19 protein-coding genes and 2 pseudogenes are annotated in these 19,198 nt (G+C 42.5%); 3 read left to right on the forward strand and 18 right to left on the reverse strand.

Annotated features, from left to right (window positions below; genetic code table 11):
* Positions 1-186: 186 nt before the first annotated feature.
* The 16 genes and pseudogenes from B7C60_RS10305 to B7C60_RS10385 all read right to left on the reverse strand — a co-directional run bounded on the left by B7C60_RS10305 (position 187) and on the right by B7C60_RS10385 (position 16,402).
* Positions 187-1,320 (reverse strand): flagellin, encoded by a 1,134-nt coding sequence (locus tag B7C60_RS10305; RefSeq protein WP_099611570.1) that lies wholly within the window; start codon positions 1,318-1,320, stop codon positions 187-189.
* A 455-nt stretch (positions 1,321-1,775) separates the two neighbouring features.
* The gene (locus B7C60_RS10310) at positions 1,776-2,915 is read right to left on the reverse strand and encodes a flagellin (protein ID WP_099611571.1); all 1,140 of its coding nucleotides are present in this window, start codon (positions 2,913-2,915) and stop codon (positions 1,776-1,778) included.
* 437 nt (positions 2,916-3,352) lie between these two features.
* Entirely contained in the window at positions 3,353-4,546 is a 1,194-nt protein-coding gene (flgL, locus tag B7C60_RS10320; protein WP_099611572.1) for a flagellar hook-associated protein FlgL, read from the reverse strand.
* 12 nt (positions 4,547-4,558) lie between these two features.
* Positions 4,559-5,272, reverse strand: a pseudogene (locus B7C60_RS20080) (flagellar basal body rod C-terminal domain-containing protein); the annotation flags it as partial.
* A gap of 83 nt (positions 5,273-5,355) precedes the next feature.
* Positions 5,356-6,484: pseudogene (gene flgK / locus B7C60_RS20085) on the reverse strand (flagellar hook-associated protein FlgK); the annotation flags it as partial.
* A gap of 162 nt (positions 6,485-6,646) precedes the next feature.
* Positions 6,647-7,567, reverse strand: coding sequence for a flagellar assembly peptidoglycan hydrolase FlgJ (flgJ, locus tag B7C60_RS10330; RefSeq protein ID WP_099611574.1), 921 nt, complete (start codon positions 7,565-7,567; stop codon positions 6,647-6,649).
* A 10-nt stretch (positions 7,568-7,577) separates the two neighbouring features.
* Positions 7,578-8,663 (reverse strand): flagellar basal body P-ring protein FlgI, encoded by a 1,086-nt coding sequence (locus B7C60_RS10335; protein WP_099611575.1) that lies wholly within the window; start codon positions 8,661-8,663, stop codon positions 7,578-7,580.
* Between the two features lie 91 nt (positions 8,664-8,754).
* A complete protein-coding gene (gene flgH / locus B7C60_RS10340; protein WP_099611576.1) occupies positions 8,755-9,534 on the reverse strand; it encodes a flagellar basal body L-ring protein FlgH in 780 nt (259 codons plus the stop codon).
* Between the two features lie 23 nt (positions 9,535-9,557).
* A complete protein-coding gene (flgG, locus tag B7C60_RS10345) occupies positions 9,558-10,346 on the reverse strand; it encodes a flagellar basal-body rod protein FlgG (protein WP_099611577.1) in 789 nt (262 codons plus the stop codon).
* 16 nt (positions 10,347-10,362) lie between these two features.
* Positions 10,363-11,112, reverse strand: coding sequence for a flagellar basal body rod protein FlgF (locus tag B7C60_RS10350; RefSeq protein WP_099611578.1), 750 nt, complete (start codon positions 11,110-11,112; stop codon positions 10,363-10,365).
* A 232-nt stretch (positions 11,113-11,344) separates the two neighbouring features.
* Complete coding sequence (flgE, locus tag B7C60_RS10355) at positions 11,345-12,649, reverse strand: flagellar hook protein FlgE (RefSeq protein WP_099611579.1); 1,305 nt, start codon at positions 12,647-12,649, stop codon at positions 11,345-11,347.
* A gap of 28 nt (positions 12,650-12,677) precedes the next feature.
* A complete protein-coding gene (locus B7C60_RS10360; protein WP_099611580.1) occupies positions 12,678-13,382 on the reverse strand; it encodes a flagellar hook assembly protein FlgD in 705 nt (234 codons plus the stop codon).
* A gap of 16 nt (positions 13,383-13,398) precedes the next feature.
* On the reverse strand, positions 13,399-13,815 hold the full coding sequence (gene flgC / locus B7C60_RS10365; RefSeq protein ID WP_099611581.1) for a flagellar basal body rod protein FlgC: 417 nt from the start codon (positions 13,813-13,815) through the stop codon (positions 13,399-13,401).
* The gene (flgB, locus tag B7C60_RS10370; protein ID WP_099611582.1) at positions 13,816-14,214 is read right to left on the reverse strand and encodes a flagellar basal body rod protein FlgB; all 399 of its coding nucleotides are present in this window, start codon (positions 14,212-14,214) and stop codon (positions 13,816-13,818) included. It lies immediately after the preceding gene.
* Positions 14,215-14,637: 423 nt separating this feature from the next.
* Positions 14,638-15,465 carry a protein-glutamate O-methyltransferase gene (locus tag B7C60_RS10380; protein WP_099611584.1) on the reverse strand — a complete coding sequence of 276 codons (828 nt, stop codon included), beginning with the start codon at positions 15,463-15,465 and terminating at the stop codon, positions 14,638-14,640.
* Positions 15,466-15,475: 10 nt separating this feature from the next.
* Positions 15,476-16,402: a chemotaxis protein CheV gene (locus B7C60_RS10385; RefSeq protein ID WP_099611585.1), complete on the reverse strand. Its 927-nt coding sequence runs from the start codon at positions 16,400-16,402 to the stop codon at positions 15,476-15,478.
* 80 nt (positions 16,403-16,482) lie between these two features.
* On the opposite strand from B7C60_RS10385, the gene flgA reads away from it, so the two are divergent.
* From flgA to B7C60_RS10400, 3 genes are all read left to right on the forward strand, one after another.
* Positions 16,483-17,226 (forward strand): flagellar basal body P-ring formation chaperone FlgA, encoded by a 744-nt coding sequence (gene flgA, locus B7C60_RS10390; protein ID WP_099611586.1) that lies wholly within the window; start codon positions 16,483-16,485, stop codon positions 17,224-17,226.
* A 109-nt stretch (positions 17,227-17,335) separates the two neighbouring features.
* Positions 17,336-17,665 (forward strand): flagellar biosynthesis anti-sigma factor FlgM, encoded by a 330-nt coding sequence (gene flgM, locus B7C60_RS10395; RefSeq protein WP_099611587.1) that lies wholly within the window; start codon positions 17,336-17,338, stop codon positions 17,663-17,665.
* A 30-nt stretch (positions 17,666-17,695) separates the two neighbouring features.
* Positions 17,696-18,121 carry a flagella synthesis protein FlgN gene (locus B7C60_RS10400; protein WP_099611588.1) on the forward strand — a complete coding sequence of 142 codons (426 nt, stop codon included), beginning with the start codon at positions 17,696-17,698 and terminating at the stop codon, positions 18,119-18,121.
* Between the two features lie 110 nt (positions 18,122-18,231).
* Here the strand turns inward: B7C60_RS10400 and flgP are convergent, their stop codons facing one another.
* Together flgP and B7C60_RS10410 are read right to left on the reverse strand one after the other, a co-directional pair.
* Complete coding sequence (flgP, locus tag B7C60_RS10405; RefSeq protein ID WP_099611589.1) at positions 18,232-18,663, reverse strand: flagellar assembly lipoprotein FlgP; 432 nt, start codon at positions 18,661-18,663, stop codon at positions 18,232-18,234.
* 16 nt (positions 18,664-18,679) lie between these two features.
* A partial coding sequence (locus B7C60_RS10410) for a FlgO family outer membrane protein (RefSeq protein WP_245869157.1) occupies positions 18,680-19,198 on the reverse strand: 519 nt, incomplete at its 5' end.

Here is a 19,198-nt window from a genome sequence, read left to right on the forward strand (position 1 = left end):
AAACAACCCAGCTTAAGCTGGGTTTTGTTTTATCTAACATCTGAAGGTATCTTACCGTTTATCGTTTATCACTATATTTATCTTTTCTTACCATCTACTGTAAGAAGCACTTCGACTACAAATAACAAATCGAAGGAATAAAAAATCCAGCCGAAGCTGGATTTTTGTGTTATTTCTTTCTTTTCATTAACCTAATAGGCTTAAAGCCGCATTAGGTGCTTGTTTCGCTTGTGCAAGGACTGAGCTGGAGGCTTGTCCAAGAATTTGCGCTTTGGTCAAGGCCGTTGTTTCTTTCGCAAAGTCGGTATCTTTAATCCGGCTCTTCGATGCATTCACATTTTCATTAATGTTTTCTAGATTATTAATGGCATGTCCGAAACGATTTTGGAATGCCCCCAGTTCTGCACGATGACTATCGACATATTTCAACGCTGCATCGACAACGGCCACCGCTTCTTGCGCACCACCTACCGTGGTTACATCAAGATCATTAATGGTGACTTCTGATGGGCCAGACATCCCCAAATCGGTTGCTAAACCGCCACCGAAGGCGACCGTTTCTACGCCATCTTTGTTGCTGGCAAAAACTTGTAATTTACCCTCTTCATTAACAGATGCTTGTACTGCATCCGTTTGACCGTTGATGTAAGTCGCTAATTCTTCGATATCATCACCCGCTTTTGCGTCGATGGTGATCGGGTCGGCTGCACCGTTAATCGTGATGGTTAATTGATCGCCAGCAGCCGCACGCCAGTCTTTCCAGCTTTCACCGCCGGCTCTGTCTTGCGCGACGTAGCTCTTACCTCCCATCATTTCATTATCGCTACGCATATCTTTCATGGTGAGCATCACTGCTTCACCACTTTGCGAGCCGATTTGGAATGCTTTAGTTTGGAACGTGCCATTCAGTAGTCGGTTACCGGCAAATGAGGTCGTTTCTGCAATACGGTTCAACTCTTTATTAAGTGCGCCGACTTCTTCTTGAATCGCAACACGCTCAGATTTTGAGTTAGAGCCGTTGGCCGATTGTAGCGATAGATCACGCATCCGTTGTAGGATGTTGGTGGTTTCATTCATCGCACCTTCGGCGGTTTGCGCCATTGAGATACCATCATTCGCGTTACGCACCGCAACATCTAAACCACGGCTTTGTACATTCAAACGGTTAGAGATTTGCAAACCTGCCGAATCATCTTTAGCGCTATTAATTTTAAAACCGGATGATAGACGCTCCATTGAAGTTTGTTGTGCGCTGGTTGCGCTGTTTAGGTAACGTTGTGCCGTCATCGCTGACACGTTGGTATTTACATTGACCGCCATATTGGTGTCTCCTATTCGTTTTTAGACGTAGCGGAACTGCCCGAACGGTTTCCGACGTCTCGGAATACCACGTAGTTCTCTCAAAGTTACTTCTATTAACGACTCATAGAGATATTTCTTTAACGAAATTATGCTTTATTGATAAAAAAGATCTGAACTCGATGGGAATTTAGGGGAGTAACACCAAAAATGAAGAAAAAATAAGCAATGAAAAATAAAAAAGAAAGAAAGAAAAAGCCCCTTTTCCTTTGAGAGAACCGGGGCTATGGTAGGTAGCCATTGCCAATGTGGAGATCAAGAGAAATGAACACATTTAGGCTAACCTGAGTGTATGATTACTTTCAATCAGCAAGCAGGTGTATCTGAGAGAACTTACTAATCACCAATAATCACACTTTGCCAAGGTATCTTCATTACATACTCACGTCTGAGCTTATCAATGAAGAACCAGGGGACTACTGCAATAATGAAATTGCAGAGTTTGGCAACTGTTTTGCTTGAGCTAGAATGGAGGTACCAGCCTGTTGCAATATTTGTGCTTTGGTTAATTGCGTTGTCTCTTTCGCAAAGTCGGTATCTTTAATGCGACTCTTTGATGCTTCAACGTTTTCTTGGATATTAGCCAAGTTGTTAATACTGTGATTCAAGCGATTTTGCTTCGCTCCGAGATCGGCACGCTGTGAGTCAACGTATTTTAATGCTGAATCAATCACCCCGACGGCATTCTGTGAACCACCAACTGTTGTGATATTAATATCTTGCACCGTTGTTTTTTTACCAGGGCCGCCTTCTAACCCCAATTCGGTAGCCAACCCGCCCGAAATAGTCAGGTTACCTTCAATATTCGGTTCAGCGACAAAAATTTGCAGTTTTCCGTCTTCATCGACAGAAGCGGTAAGCTGATCAGTCTGACCATTAATGTAAGTGGCCACTTCTTCAATATCATCACCAGTTTTGACTAAAATATCGATGGCAACAGGTTCGCCAGCTTTATCAGTGAACTCAAACTTAAGATCATTAGCCGTTGATGGAACAGCCCAGTCTTTATTTTTACCTTCCGTGCTAATAAAAGACTGTCCACCCATCCGAAAATCATCAGCACGAATGCTGGTCAAACCCATAATAATCGCTTCACCAGAGCTTGAACCAATCTGGAAGGATGCTTCACCAAACGATCCATTCAACAGTCGACGACCACCAAATGAGGTTGTTTCCGCAATCCGGTTCAGCTCATCTTGCAGAGCTGATGCTTCTTCATTTAGCGCTTGGCGCTCAGATAAAGAGTTAGTTCCATTGGCAGATTGCAGAGCCAAGTCACGCATACGCTGTAAGATACTGGTTGACTCATTCATTGCCCCTTCAGCGGTTTGAGCAATAGAAATACCATCATTAGCATTACGCATTGCTACATCAAGACCGCGCGATTGCGCCGTTAAACGGTTTGAAATTTGTAAACCAGCGGCATCATCTTTGGCACTATTAATCCGGTTACCGGAAGACAAGCGCTCCATCGAGGTATTTAAATCGTTACTTGATTTATTCAAGTAACGTTGGGCGGTCATTGCCGATACGTTGGTATTTACGTTAATGGTCATACTTTGCTCTCCTATCGAGTTCGCAAGCCTTTGCGAAGCGGTCAGCTTTACTCTCTTGGAAGCACTGACCGTAAATCACTTGCCAAACATGCCTCTGGCATATTTAAAAACGGGTTGTATCAACTCTGATTTAAGTAATTCAATTTATATGCCAACTTTTCACCCACTAGGAATAATTAATTAACATATTGTTTTTAATGACCTTTTAAAACATTCTTTTTTTATAAAAGTCACCCAAAAAGAATCACTGCAAAATTTACCGCCCATCTTGCCGCTCTTTTGCCGCTTTTGCTCAATCGAGCCTTTTCTTTCCATCGCTCTGTCCACTCCCCTAAACCATATAAACCGGTTAGTGACACTCCTGTTCTTTGGCACATATGGCATAGCACATATGGCAACATAAACCGTTACAGGTATTTAAGGTACAAGTAGTTAAGTTACAAGTAGTTAAATAGCGTTAAATCTTTTGTTTTACCAAAAGCCAACTGTGAGGCCTGTAATGCCCGTGAATTTTCGTTAAATTCAATCACAGCCTGAGAATAATCTAAGTCTTCAAACTGACTTTTCGACCTCGCTAAGCTGATTTTAAAGTCTTCATGCTGGTCTTCTTGAATATCTAACGTACTGAGGCGAGCCCCCACTTCCGTTCTTGCTTTATTTAGATGGATGAAAGCGCTATGAAACTCTTCGGTGACTTGATGCAATTTTGCGGTATTAGACGCATCAGAAACCGAACCTTCTGATAAATCTATTGCCTGCTTAAACGTATCAAAAATACTAAATGTTTTACGCGGAGTGAGTGAAATAGCATCGCCTGCCGTGATCTCCCCTTTAAAATGAATCGTCACACCTTGGTACTGGATACCCTCACGAGGATTCAGATCATCGACTGCAACAACTTCACCATTGCGCTCAAGTTGATAGGCAAAATTACCATTTTGTAGATCAACAAAGGTCACTTTATAACGGGCTAAATCATCAGGGTCCGTATTGGTTGCACGTTCCAGCAGTAACTCCGATCCATCACGGAGATCATAATCTGGTTCAAAATCACCAAATGGGTTATCAATATTCATAAAAATATCACTTCCCGGTGTATTAAAGGGAATTTCTAAGCTGCTGGATATTTTCATCTTCCGTTGATAATCATCACCGAAGTAACTGACATTGCCTGAATTATCACGGAAAAAAGGCTGATTTTTAGGCTTCGTCCCAGCAAAAATATAATTACCAGATTCATCTTGCACATTGGCTAAGTTAAAAAAGTTATTAGAAATTTCTTCAATTTCACGAGCTTTGGCCGCTCGGTCTTCAGGAGATAGCGAGCCATTGATCATTTCCATCACCATCCGCTTAGTTTTATCCGCGAAATCTTCTGTATTGGATATAATGACTTCTTGGTGCTCTAATCGGTTACGTACTAACACAATGGCATCAAGGTATTGACGTAACTGCTCTTCTTGCTGAGTGACATTTTGAATGTAATGGGTCGCTAATGGATTATCGCCCGCAGAGAGTAACTTTTTACCCGAAGCGAGCTGTGCTTGATTGTGGTGTACTTTATTTTCTTGCCGACGAAGATCATTTTGTACGGATTGATAATTATGGAAGCTAGAAATACGATTGAGCATTTATCATCCCCCTTACCTTAACTGTAAAATGGTATTGAAGGTGTCATTCGCAGCTTGCATGATGCGAGATGAAGCCATGTAAGCATGTTGAAATTTCATCATGTTCGCGGCTTCTTCATCCAAATTAACCCCCGATACTGAGGCAATTCTTGACTGTGCAGAATCTTTTTCTAGACGAGCGACATCGGTAAGACGTGAAGCGGTCGACAGTTGCAAACCAAAATCAGTATTTAAATTATGGTAAAGGCTAATAATGGTCGACTCATGATCGTTCATTTTCTTACTGGTTTGCAGATATAGCATGTTACGCAAGTTACCGTTATCCCCTTCTGCGGGGTTAAGGTTAGCCGTAAATTTATCATTGACGACGGCACCTCTGGTTAAGCTAAACTCTGTCGCTTGCCCACCTGGAGTTTGAGCTGGAATCACCACATTTAATGCCGCTTCACCAGGAGCAAATTGATAAGGTTGCGTTGCCAATAACTGTCCATTTTTATCAACGATACGGATTTCCATCTCATTACTTGTCTCGTCTGAACTTGGCAGAACATAAGCTTCAAACTCTTTGACATCGCCAACTTGCGCAATGGTAAATTTAGCGCTGCCCTGCGCAAAAGAGGTTGAAGCTTGATAACTCTGTGCGGCAATTTTTGTCGCGTCATTGGTTGCCATTTTGATGTCCGCGGCTCCATCACGAGTTGGGCGAATAATAACGCGTTCACCGATATCTGGTGGGGTATTGATCTGTATCTTTAAACCATTCAGTGAAAGGTAGCCCTGATTCAGCGTTAATGGTTTTTGCTGACCATCCGGTAAGGTGACAATATAGCTACTGCCATTATATGACAGCGAAAACTCGCCACCTTTTAACTGGCTAAGATCATCGATATACACAGCAATGTCAGCGCTTGAGTTACTCGCCGTCACCACGCGTGATCGGGCGATAAACGCTGAATTCATATCACTAAAAATATTTTCTCCTACATTACCACGTAAATCCAAACCTTGGTTTTGTAGTTGGTTGATTTCATGGGCAAAGGAAATGGCAAGTCGACCAATTTCATCCATTAAATAGGGGATGTGCTCATCTCTCATCTCAAACTGAGCCGCCAATTTTCCCCCAATCTCTTTTTCTGAAATCGGTTTAAGGGTATTCCCTTCGACAATCGCTAACCGGCGCTGTTTTACATCAGGGTAACCATCGATCATTTTTAGTTGGCTGGCTTCGGTTCCTGATACCAGCGTATGACCACTGCCGATATGAATATTGAATCCTTCAGCATTTTTACGCGGCGTCACCGTCACTTTGGTGTATTGCGATAATTCTGATACCAATTTCTCATGCTGATCCATTAAGTCGTTATGCGGTCCCGGTGTTTTCATCATCAACCGTTGCACATCACGAATTTCTAGTGCCAGTTGGTTAATACGCTCAATACCTACATCTAACCCTTTATTAGTAATATCAAACTGACGACGTACCGTTTCATGAAAATCATTTAAATTTTGAGTAATTAATCCTGCTTTTTCTAAAACCACTTTACGAACCCCGACATCATTAGGGCTATCCGCGAGTGACTTTACAGCATCAAACCATTCATTTAAATTTTCTGGAATTTTTTTCGATGCCACCGAAGAAAGCAGTTTGGACAACATATCCAAATTTTCTTCGGTATCTTGCTTGAAGGAATAGTCAGTAGTGGCAAGGTTTAACTCTTTAACGGCAAATTGGTCCCAAGAGCGGCGAACATTTTCCACATGAACACCCATACCATACGTTTCACCACCGTATTGACGCGGTGGATTGGTACCTTGAATCACAGACTGCCGACTGTATCCCTCGGTATTTGCATTAGCAATGTTATGACCTGTGGTGTTGAGTTGTCTCTGAGCCGTTAATACGCTTTGCGCACCCAGATTCAGAAGATCAGACGCCATATTGCCCCCCAAAAAAACCGTAAATGCCAGTTCTGACTAGCTAACTACTAAATATCTAGCAATATTCAAGCCAAGAAAAAAGCATCTAACTTCAAGAAAATAAAGGATAAAAATAATTGAGGGTTGGATGCTCACTTAAAATAAGCAAAACATCCTAGGCTGTTAGATAGAATCCATTTGATCGATTTGAGCTTTAACTCGTAACACTTTATCCGCATAGTGAGGATCTGTCGCATAACCAGCTTGATGAATGCCTCGGATAAAGGTTTCATTATTTCCACCATGCTCTAATGCTGTCTGATAGCGAGGATTACTGGCCAGAAAATGAGCATAGTCATCGAAACTCTCTTGGAATGTTGGGTAAGCACGAAACATTGCTTTTTCCATTACTGGTATTTGCTCATGATATTCCAGCGTTTGAGTGGCAACTCGCTCTCCCTGCCAACTTCGATCCGCTTTGATATTAAATAAATTATTACTGCTGCCTCGTGCATTAGAAACCAGTTTTTGTCCCCAACCAGTCTCTAAAGCTGCTTGTGCTAGTAGTAAGGAGGCATCAACACCGAGTGTTTTAGCCACTTTATCCGCATAAGGTTTTAACGATGAGACAAATGATTGAGGACTATCAAATGCATGCACACGATGATCCAACGTCGTTGTCCTCTCGACATGATTTGGACGGTTTTTCTCAGCTTCTCGCGCAGCTTTTACCCGTTGCATCGCGTCTTGAAAACGGTCATCCCCCTCAACATGTTTACCACCATCTGAAACAGAAAGCTGAGCAACGATCATATCGGCTAAACCAAGCGATCCTGATGCACTGAGCTCACTGATCATCTGCTCATCTTGCATTTGTCGATAAAAATCTTCATTTTGGCTACTAAAAAGTTCTGATTTAAAGGATGAATTCGCATCACGCATCGACTTTAACATCATCGAAGTAAAGATCGATTCAAATTGCCTTGCGGCTGCTGTTAATGCCTCTTTTTCTGCGCCGTCATCACCACTTACCGCTTTCTGGCGAAGTTTATCTAAGCTAGCAATATCATGAATAAAGCCAATATCATTCGCGTTATTAATCATCCTGAACCTCTTAGATAATGATCAGTTGACCTTGAATGGCCCCAGCATTTTTCAAGGCTTGTAAAATAGCCATCAGATCAGAAGGAGCCGCTCCAACTTCATTCACCGCACGAACCAGTTCATCTAAGGTAACGCCTGGCTCTAGTTTAAACATTTTTCCTTGTTTCTCAGTAACTTCAATTTCAGTATCCGGAATAACTGCAGTATCTCCCCCCGCTAAAGGATTTGGCTGAGAAACATTCCAGTTTTCTTTGATAGCAACCGTCATACCACCATGAGTGACCGCGGCAGGCTTTAAACGTACGTGCTGTCCAACCACTATGGTTCCGGTTCGAGAATTGACAATGATCTTGGCAGCCATATCCGCGGGATCAAATTCGAGATTTTCAATCGCCGATAAAAATGCAACGCGCTGGCTCACATCTCTTGGCGCTCGAACTCGCACCGAGGTCGCATCAATGGCTGAGGCCATTTCTGGCCCTAAAAATTGGTTAACCGCATCAGCCATACGCTGTGCTGTTGTAAAATCAGATTGGAATAGATTAAAGGTAATAAAATCACCACGCCCAAATGGGGACGGAATTTCTCTTTCTACCATAGCCCCACTAGAAATAATCCCCACAGTGGGGTTGTTACCAACTAAGCTTGACCCATCGGCTCCAGTTGCACTAAAGCCACTCACCACTAAATTACCTTGTGCAACCGCATAAACCTGACCATCTAAGCCTTTAAGAAAGGTTTGTGTTAATGTCCCGCCACGTAAACTCTTAGCAGACCCAATAGAAGACACGGTGACGTCAATCGTCTGCCCTTGTTTGGAAAATGGAGGTAATTCAGCACTAACAATCACAGCGGCAACGTTTTTCGTTTTCGGTTTTGTTCCCTGCGGCAACTGAATGCCGAAATTTTCTAGCATCGCATTGAAGCTTTGATCGGTAAAGGGGGTTGACTCTCCTGTGCCAGGTAAACCGGTCACAAGGCCATATCCCACCAGTTGGTTACTACGGACACCCGCAACCTGAGCCACATCCTTAATACGAACAGCATGAGCGCTAGTGGCGACCAGCATCATTAATAACACAGTAAATTTTTTCATGGTGAGTCACCTTGCTCTTTATGAGATACCACGCTTGAGTTAGCGGTTGATCCTCGTTTACACAGTCAAAATATCGACTGAGCTATAACCCTTACAAAGAGACATTAAAAAATCGTGCCAAGAAACCGGGTTCTTGCATATCTTGATTGGTTCCTGTGCCAGAATACTGGATACGGGCATTAGAAATTCGGTTAGATGCAATGGTGTTTTCTGCATCAATATCATCGGGGCGAATCGTCCCACTAAGACGAATGTATTCATCTCCGGTATTTAACATCAACCATTTTTCACCACGGATCACTAAGTTACCATTGGCCAGTACATCAATCACTTCAACTGTAATAGAACCTTTAATGCTGTTACTTTGATTCGCTTCGGCGCTACCAGAAAATTTATTATTGTTCTTTAAGGCATAGGAGAAGTTATAGTCGCCAATATTTAGCTCTTGGCCGCCAACATTTAATGGATCCATCGTTGCATCGTTATTTTTGGATAAATCCGCATCAGCACTTTTTGCCGCTTTGGTATTCTCATTCAAGTTGACCGTAATGATGTCACCAATACCACGCGGTTTAGTATCATCATAAAGACTGTTCGCTCGAGCCAAATTAAATAACGAACCCGTTTCCGCTGCATAATGCTCGGGCTTAGCTTTAGGGTAAATCGGTGCCCAAGCCGGATCGCCAGCGACCGGGTCAGCACGATTACGCAGCGTATCCATAAGTCCTGAGCTTGTTTCTGAAGCTTTATCTCCTTCAACCGCATCAACCACGGTTGTCCCTTGGATAACATCCGCAGTCTCAACGGGTGGCTGTAATAAGCTACATCCAGAAAGAAAAGCAATAACGAGTAAACTCAATAGATGTTTCATAAAGATAGTCTCTTAGTTAGTCATTACAGCTGTTGGTTAACAAAACTCATCATTTTATCCACGGCAGAAATCACTTTGGAATTCATTTCATACACACGCTGAGCTTCAATCATATTGACCAGTTCTTCGGTCACATTGACGTTGGAGCTTTCTAGCATTGATTGACGAATGTTACCAAGCCCATCCAACCCAGGGACTCCCTCTTGAGGATCGCCACTGGCTCCAGTGGGTAAATACAAGTTTTGTCCAACGGGCTCTAAGCCACCAGGGTTAATAAAATCGACGGTAGTGATTTGCCCCAAGACTTGGTTTTCTTGCTGACCGCGTAAACGAACCGAAACTTCACCATCATTACCGACGGTAATGGAAATGGCATCTTCAGGAATGACAATCTCTGGCTGAAGGGCGTATCCTGACCCTGAGGTTACAATAACGCCTTCTGCATTTAGCGTGAATTGTCCATTACGGCTATAACCAATATTTCCATCCGGCATCAAGATTTGAAAAAAGCCATCACCTTCAATCATCATATCTAAACTATTATTGGTGGTTTGTGCATTGCCATTGGTATGAACTTTTTGCGTTGCCACCACTTTTGAGCCAGCCCCTAACATCAGACCACTAGGTAACTCCGTGTTTTGTGATGATTGACCACCCGGTTGATTAATATTTTGGTAGAACAAATCTTCAAAAACAGCACGACTTTTTTTGAACCCGACAGTGGAAGCGTTCGCTAAGTTGTTCGAAATAGTAGCAATATTCGTTTGCTGTGCATCAAGACCCGTTTTACTTACCCATAGTGCAGGTTGCATATTAAATTCCTCTTACTTAGCTCATACGAAGCAAAGAGTCCGATGATTTATCCATCTCTTCTGCAGTGCTCATCATTTTGACTTGCATTTCAAACTGACGCTGTAAATCAATTAAGCTGGTCATTTCACCAACCGCATTGACGTTACTGCCTTCAAGAGCACCGGTGAGAATTTTTACATTCGCATCAGCTTCATATTCGGCTGTCGGTTCTTTAGACCGAAATAACCCATTAATATCTTTAAAAAGTGATTGATTATTCGGGCGAACCAACTTGATGCGATCAACAATTTCCATCGCATCCGCGGGAGCCCCTTGTGGACGAACAGATATCGTGCCATCGTTACCAATCTCAACTTTATTCAGAGGAATCGGCAGCGTAATCGGAGCCCCGGTTTCACCGAGCACTAGATGATCATTACCATTCAGCAATAAACCATTTTCATCAATCCGTAGATTACCATTGCGGGTTAACCCTTCTTTACCTGTTTTATCTAAAACAGATAACCAACCATCACCTTGAATAGTGATATCCAAATCTCGACCAGTGGTGATGACACTGCCTTGATCAAAGCGATTTCCAGGCCGCTCAGTCATGCTGAATACTCGGCTAGGAAGCCCATCGCCATACGCTTGCATTGAACGAGCCTGCTCTAGATCTGCACGAAACCCAGTCGTACTGACGTTGGCAAGGTTGTTCGCTCTTAGCTGCATCGCCTGCATATTTTGTTTGGCGCCACTCATGGCAAGAAACAGAGCACGATCCATTCGGGGTTCTCCACTATCATCAATAATAACTAAATAAGCAATTAACGTACCAAAACATAAAACAATTCTAGATCAATAAGTTAGAGTTTTAATATGCAGATGAAGTGGCAACCCGGCAATACAGCGGTAAAGAATAAATGAGAATGGAAATAAAAAACAAAAGCTCGAACCAGTATCAAACCAATTCGAGCTGTGCCCTCTATTTGCTCAATGGCTAAAATTGAGCAAATAATTAGCGAATTTGTAAAATATTTTGTTGCAATTGGCTATGTACTTCAAGCGAACGAGAGTTTGCTTGGAAATTACGTTGGGCAGAAATTAAGTCGACCAGTTCTTGAGTCATGTCGATATTGGATTGCTCCAATACTCCATTACTAATGGTACCAAAAGAGCCTTTACTCGACTCGCCCCAAATTTTAACGCCAGACTGTTGCGTAGCATCCCATTGGGTGCCACCTTTTTTATCCAACCCTTGCTCATTGGCAACTCGTACCATGCCGACTCTCCCCAAAGTGACATTTTGTCCGTTGGAATACGTGGCTAATACACTACCATATTCATCAAAATCAATTTTGGTTAAAAAGCCAGTCGTCGCACCGTCTTGATCAAACTTGGTGAGTTCAAAAGGAGCGGCAAATTGCGTCGCACCATTTAAATCAAATCCCAGTGTTTGACTCCCATCAGCACCATTTAGATCAATCGGATTCTCACCATCCCCAAGTGGGTTAGAGACAATCGGATTACCGCTGTTTAAGCTGGCGAGTGTACCATCATTATTAAATCGTAACGTATGTCCAACATGGCCTGAAGGTGATGTGGCATCACCATTGGCAATATTAATCGGTTTCTCACCCGTTTTATCGGTAACCGTGTAGTAAGTATTCCACTTATTATTTTCGTTTTGATCTTTCAAATAGTAGGTGGTGAGCTTATAGGGCTGCCCCATTGAGTCATAAATGGTCGAAGAGGTTGTTCGGTTATAAGTATCGGGATCATTAAAATCGAACAAGGCGGGATCTTTTAAGTCACCATTAGCAGGTAAATTTGCTGAAAGCTCAACATTGCCTGTTTGTTTAGGTTTACCAAATTGTGCTGGGATATTAATCGGTTTAGGCTCGTAGGAAAGAACTTCTCCATTATCTGGATTCACTTCATAACCTAATAAATATTGATCATTTGAGGTCACCATATAGTTATTTTTATCTAGGTGGAAAGCCCCGTTACGCGTTAATTCATTTTGCTGAGGAATCAAACGATCTTTAGCGACCGCAAAAAAACCGGTTCCAGCAATACGTAAATCCATCGGATTATTAGTATAAATACTTGAACCTTCATGAAACTGCTGCGCAACTTTATTCGCTTGAACACCTTGCCCAGGCGTTGTTTTCGAGTTGGTAAATAGTGATGTTGAGTAAACATCACCAAACTCAGCCCTTGACTCTTTAAAGCCATAAGTGTTGGCGTTCGCAATATTATTACTGGTGGTATTAAGATCTAACTGAGCGGCAGATAAACCACTAAGAGATATATATGACATGACTAATTCTCCTATCTAGCTAGCATGGTTATGCTTTGCCAACTTCGAGTACTTCAGCAAGTCGCACTGGTGATTGAAAACCAGCCAGATTGAGTAGTACGTTACCATCACCCTTTCCAAGCAGAACACTATTGACATTGGCGTAGGTTGATACTCCAAATTCAGCGTTCTCTCCGTCAAGTAACCCTGATGCTTTGACTTTATATTTGCCGTCCGGCAAGGGATTTCCGTTTTCATCGTTGCCGTCCCACTCAATGCGGTTATCACCGCCGAGTTTAGCTCCAGCATCAAAAGTACGAACTAATTGACCGGCTTCATTTTCAATGCGGATGAAGAGGTTTTCTACTGATTGCGGAAGCTTCACCATGGCCGCCATTGGGCCATCGGTTTTTATACCAGCAGCACCGGGGACTAATACATCGCGTCCAACCAGTGACGAGGCTTGTAAAGCTTGGTTTGAGGTCATCGATGAATTGAGATTCTCAAACTGTTCATTCATTTTTCCGATACCATCAACAGTGGCAAAAGAAGCCATTTGGGCAATCATTTGATCATTACTGACGGGCTTAAACGGATCCTGTTGTGCTAACTGTTTGGTCAGCAAAGAAAGAAAATCTTCTTGCTTAAGATCTTGTTTACCTGTGGTTTCTGTCGGCTTTTTCTGATCTTGCAGCGCTTTTAGCTGGTCGACATAGGACAATCCGCTTTGACCAATATTATTGATTCCGGCCATCTGCTACCCCCTACTCTTATTGACCCATCTGCAGCGTACGCAGCAGCATTTGTTTACTTGCATCAGCAACTTGTACATTCGTCTGGTATGAACGAGAAGCAGAAATCATATTAGCCATTTCTTCCATAACGTTAACATTGGGTTTATAAATATACCCCTCATCATTGGCTAAAGGATGAGCTGGATTAAATTCTGCAGTCAGTGGCTTGTCACTCTCCACAATACCTAACACTTTTACTGGAACATTCGGATCATTACGGTAACGGGCTTTATTTAATTCAGCGCCAAACACCGCATGCCGAGCTTTATAGGTTTCTTTCGCTGAGCTACTGATGCTGTCGGCATTGGCCAAATTACTTGAGGTCGTATTTAGACGAACAGACTCAGCACTCATGGCAGAACCAGTCACATTGAATACATTAAATAAGCCCATCTAGTTGCCTCCAGTAATTGCTTTAGTGAGGTTCTTAAACTTACTTCCTAAAAAGTCCAGCGAGGCTTGATGACGCAATTGGTTTTGCATAAATAAATTACGCTCCAAATCGACATCGACCGTATTGCCATCACCGGTATCGGGTTGAGTTGGCGTCCGGTAAAGCATTTCCCCTGTGACCGTTTTTGAGGCAGGAATATGCCGACCATCTGTTCGGCTAAGACTAATGCTTGCCCCTGAACTTGCCGCTTGCAATGCCCGTTTAAAGTCCATTCCTTTCGCTTTAAAGCCTGGAGTATTAGCTTGAGCAATGTTGGTCGCAATGACCTCAGCATTACGCTCACGCACACCAACCGTATGTTGATGTATACCGAGTGCTTTATCAAAAGAAATAGCCATGTTTGCCTCTTTAACTAAGAACTGACCGTGATTGGATTATTTAAAGCAATTAACATACCAACTTTAAAAACCTGCGTATCATGATCGGCTCTCGCCACTCACAATAAACACGCCCTATGCGTGCAGGAAGCCTTAAGGCAAAATTTAGACCAAGTCATAGAAAAAGAATAGACAAAGAAAGAAAACCCGGAACAAGTCCGGGTCAATACGATATTAATTTGTTATATCCTTCCCACTTGAAGCTGCAGGGGTGTTGGCTACGTTCTTTCACCCCATGAGCATAGCCTGTCTATGCTCATGAAGATGATGAGAGCCATCCGTGGCGCTCACCAAAGGCCAACGGCTGTTCAAATTTGTTCCAGACAAATTTGTCACTCACTTGCCGCCTACCTGCAACTCCAAGTTGTTTGGATATATTCAGTATTATTTAAGTTTGTAAATGATACCTGGATTACAGCGCACCATATCAAATTTGTCGGTCAAGCCCGTCAGTGACTCTGATGCGCCAAGCAATAAATAACCACCGGGGTTTAAACTACTGGCCATTTGATTCAGCACTTTAGCTTTCATATCTGGAGAGAAATAAATCAATACGTTACGGCAAAATATGATATCAAACTTACCCAATAGAGCATAACTTTCCATCAAATTTTGTGGGCGAAAATTAACCAAACGCTTAACGTTATCTTTAATCCGCATACGCCCATCTCCGACTTCCTCAAAGAAAGCACGTCGACGCTCTGGTGATAACCCTCGACCTAATGCTAAGTTATCGTAAATTCCAGCACGACACATATCTAACATACTATTAGAAATATCCGTGGCCGTAATCGATACACTCGGTAGCATGCCTGGTCTTTTTTGTTGTAGTTCAAGTACGGTCATCGCCATTGAATATGGCTCCTGACCGGAAGAACTAGCGGCTGACCATATTTTTAGTGGCCGCTTATTTTTGGCCATTTCGGGCAGTAAGCGTTCAGAGAGTACCGTAAAAGGATATGAATCACGAAACCATAAGGTTTCATTGGTTGTCATGGCATCAACGGCGGCAACACGTAGCTCTCGATTTCGCCCGGTCACGACATCACGCAGTAGATCGGAAAGAGAGCTTAACTTAAATTTGGTCACCAGTGGGCTAAGGCGACTTCTCACCAAATATTGCTTACTGTCTCCCAGTACGATACCGCACTGGGATTCTAAAAACCGACAAAAATCGCGATATTCTTGATCGCTGATAGTAATAGCAGTCATTCAGTTCTCTTTATTCTACTAATGCAGCTTTCACCGCATTGCCAAGTTCATCAGGGTTGAATTTAGCAATAAAGCTATTGGCTCCGACCCTTTCAACCATCGCTTGGTTAAATACGCCACTCAAGGATGAATGCAGGATTACGTAAAGGTTTTTTAAATCGTTATGACGGCGAATCTCTGCAGTTAATGTATAGCCGTCCATTTCAGGCATTTCAATATCAGAAATGACCAGACAAATCTGTTCATAAATACTACCTTCTTCAGCCATACTCAGTAGCTTTTCATAGGCATCTTTGCCATCTTTAGTCAAAATACATTCAAAACCAATCGACTCAATCGCTCGTTGTACCTGCTTACGAGCGACGCTTGAATCATCAGCAATCAAGATTCGACGGACTATCTGTTTTTCTTGCTCAGCTTGCGCGATCTCTTCGCCAATGCTCGAATTCATCGTTTCATTTACTGGCGCGATTTCTGCTAGAATTTTCTCTACATCAAGTATTTCAACCAATTCATTATCGATATTGGTCACCGCAGTGAGATAGTTGCCCTTTCCAGCTGCATCAGGTGGTGGTAGTACTGACTCCCAGTGCATATTAACAATACGCTCAACAGAGCTGACTAGAAAAGCTTGGATGGTGCGGTTAAATTCCGCAATGACAACAAAACTTTTATCGACATCAACCGTTGGACGGCCACCAACCGCGAGGCTCATATCAATCACTGAAACGGTTTGACCACGAATATGGGCAACACCTTTCACTAAACGGTGCAAGTTAGGCATGGCAGTAAGCTTAGGGCATTGAAGAACCTCTTTAACCTTAAAGACGTTAATACCATAACGTTGACGCCCGTTAAGACGGAAAGTCAATAGTTCCATTCGGTTTTGACCGACAAGTTGCGTACGTTGATTCACAGAATCAAGAATACCCGTCATAAGCTCATCTCCATCTCAAACTTTTTATAAGGAAAAGTGATAGTCTAAATCAGGCCATAAAGAAACCAGAGAAACGAACTATGTTTTCGAAAACCCGTTTATATTTACTTATCACTGTTAAGTGTAGAGCTTTCTACCACTTTTTTTATAACTCTATCGGCTTTTTATTATTTTTCTTTAGCCTTTGTGCGTTTTCCGCCACTTTAGAACAGATAGAACAGATTCAGAAAGCGGCTCAAGATCATGTTCTCAACACGGTAGATAAGCCGATAGGTGGAGAACTGGTTGTTAATGCGGCCAACATTGATGAACGTATTTTTGCGACAGATTGCCCAGAGAAATTAGACACTTCTTCATCGTCTTATAATGGCTCTGCTAGTAATATTACTGTTCTTGTCGAATGTCCAGCCGACGGCTGGCGAGTGTATGTCCCAGTAAGATTAACCATAACGGTTCCAATGGTAACAGCTCTCAACGCCCTTTCTCGTGGGCAAATGATAACAGAACATGATGTTACTATGAGTATGGTAGATCTGCTACGCTTTAGACGGCAAGGATTTTCCTCACAAGATATGGTTATTGGAGCAAAAACAAAAAAAAATCTCCAACTTGGAGATGTAATTAACCACAATGACATATGTGTAGTGTGTCGGAATGAAAACGTGCTGATCAGAGCAGTAAGTAATGAGATGAACATCACAACAAAAGGCACTGCTCTCTCTGATGGAAATTTAGGCGATCAGATAAAAGTGAAAAATGATCGCTCAAACCGTATAATAGATGCTCAAGTCAGTGGCATGGGTGAAGTCACGGTTCGATTTTAATTTATCGCTCGTGAGTGATTTATTTACCCTATGCTGAAATAAAATACTAAAGTTTTACTTTACTTCGTCGATATTGACGGTACCAGTTGATTATTTTAAAGGCTCTTTTATGGCAGGTATTGATAACATACGTTCAGGTCAATCGTTAACGACAACCAGTCGTGCACCTGCTCGTTCAGATACAAACTCAAGCTCTTCAAGCTCGGCAAACACAACTAGCAAAACAAGTGTTGCACCACAACAAGATGCGGTTTCATTAAGCACACAAAGTAAAGCCATCGGTGAAATGCACAACGAAATGGCTGCTACCCCAAGTTTTGATAGTGCAAAAGTTGCCGCCATTAAAGAAGCCATTGCAAATGGCTCATACGTTGTTGACCCAGAAAAACTGGCTGACAATATGATTAAATTTGAACAAGAGCTAGGCGGCTTTAAATAAACGTAAATGTATGAACAAGGTGATTGACTAATGGCAACGTTAAAAGATTTAGTCCAATTCCAATTAAAAAATGCCGAACAACTCTCTGCATTATTGGATCAAGAAAAAATAGCAATTACCAGTCGAGTTTCTTCAGATATTGAAGCGGTTGCTAAGCAAAAGATCACCTTAGTAAATCAATTAAAGCAAACCGATCAGCGGATTTCTCGTCATCCGGATGTGAAGAGCCTGACTGAGGATGACGATTTACATGGCGTGATGAATCACATTCGTTCCATCATTCACGACTGCCAGCAATCAAACAATATCAACGGTGAAGCCTTAGCTAGAGCGCAGCTTAGTTTTAATAAACTCAATAACTTGATGCAGCAAAGCCATGGTAAAATTGGGATGACCTATAATGCAACTGGGCAAACACATACCATCTCAACATTAGGGACTAATCTAAAAGCGTAAAAATGGGTTCCTCCCATTTCATTTAAGCCTAAACGATGACAGTAAGACCAGCGGAAGATTAACCGCCGCCGGTGTTTTTGTACGAAGAAAAAGAGAAGAGAGGGGGAAAATTAAAACAGCGTTTGTTGACGCTTTTCTGGCACTTGTTGTACTTCACCATAACTACGTAATCGATCCATTTTACGAATATCCAATCGTAACTCCGTAACATAACTATCGCCGACTTTATAACTCCGTACCACTTCCGCCCCTCGAATCACACCATCAACGGCCCCCGAAGTCAGCTCGGTACCAAGACGCTGATCCTGTAGATCGGCTCTGCCAGAGATTCGCATACCATAAATTTGTTCCGCCAATTCACGGTACGCATCGATTTTAGAAGCCCTCATCGCTCTCACTTGTTTTTCTTCATCATCACGGCCTCGTTGTTCACTAATACTGGCGTAACCAACGGCAGTTAACCAATCATCGCTACGCATTGATTGCAGAGGCTGGCAACCAGACATTAATAGTGTAAGCAAAAGAAACCATCCTGCTTTCATTATTCTCTCCTAAGCCCTAAGGTCGCAAAATAATATTATAAGGGCGAGTCATCGTTGGATCAGAGCGAATTAAAACCCCATCTTGCGTACGAATCGTATTTAATGTGTCTAAATCTCGTCCAATACGGTCTTCAGGTAAAAAACCTTGGGCGGTCGCAACCACAATGCGTGATTGCATACCAACGACTCGGGCATTAACGAGAACTCCACCCTCTTGACGCAACATCGTTCCGGTCAATACGTATTGAATCTCTTGCTCTTGTGCTAGGTCTTTCCAATCACGACTAAAGGCGAAATCACCTTGGTGTGTCACTTGTATTGAACCCGTCGTTTTAAAGTCCACCACTTTAAAACCGCGACGCTGGAATTGATAAATTAGCCCTTCAGATACAGAATTACCCAGCCAATTTGTCGTATCCATATTTTGTAAATCGACAAATGAAGTCACGGCAATTGGTGTCCGAGCCGTAACACTGGTATTGGACTGAACGAGATCTTCTGTCAAACTGTCAATAAAGAAATCCAACGTATGACG

The organism is Vibrio fujianensis (genome assembly GCF_002749895.1).
GTDB lineage: Bacteria > Pseudomonadota > Gammaproteobacteria > Enterobacterales > Vibrionaceae > Vibrio > Vibrio fujianensis.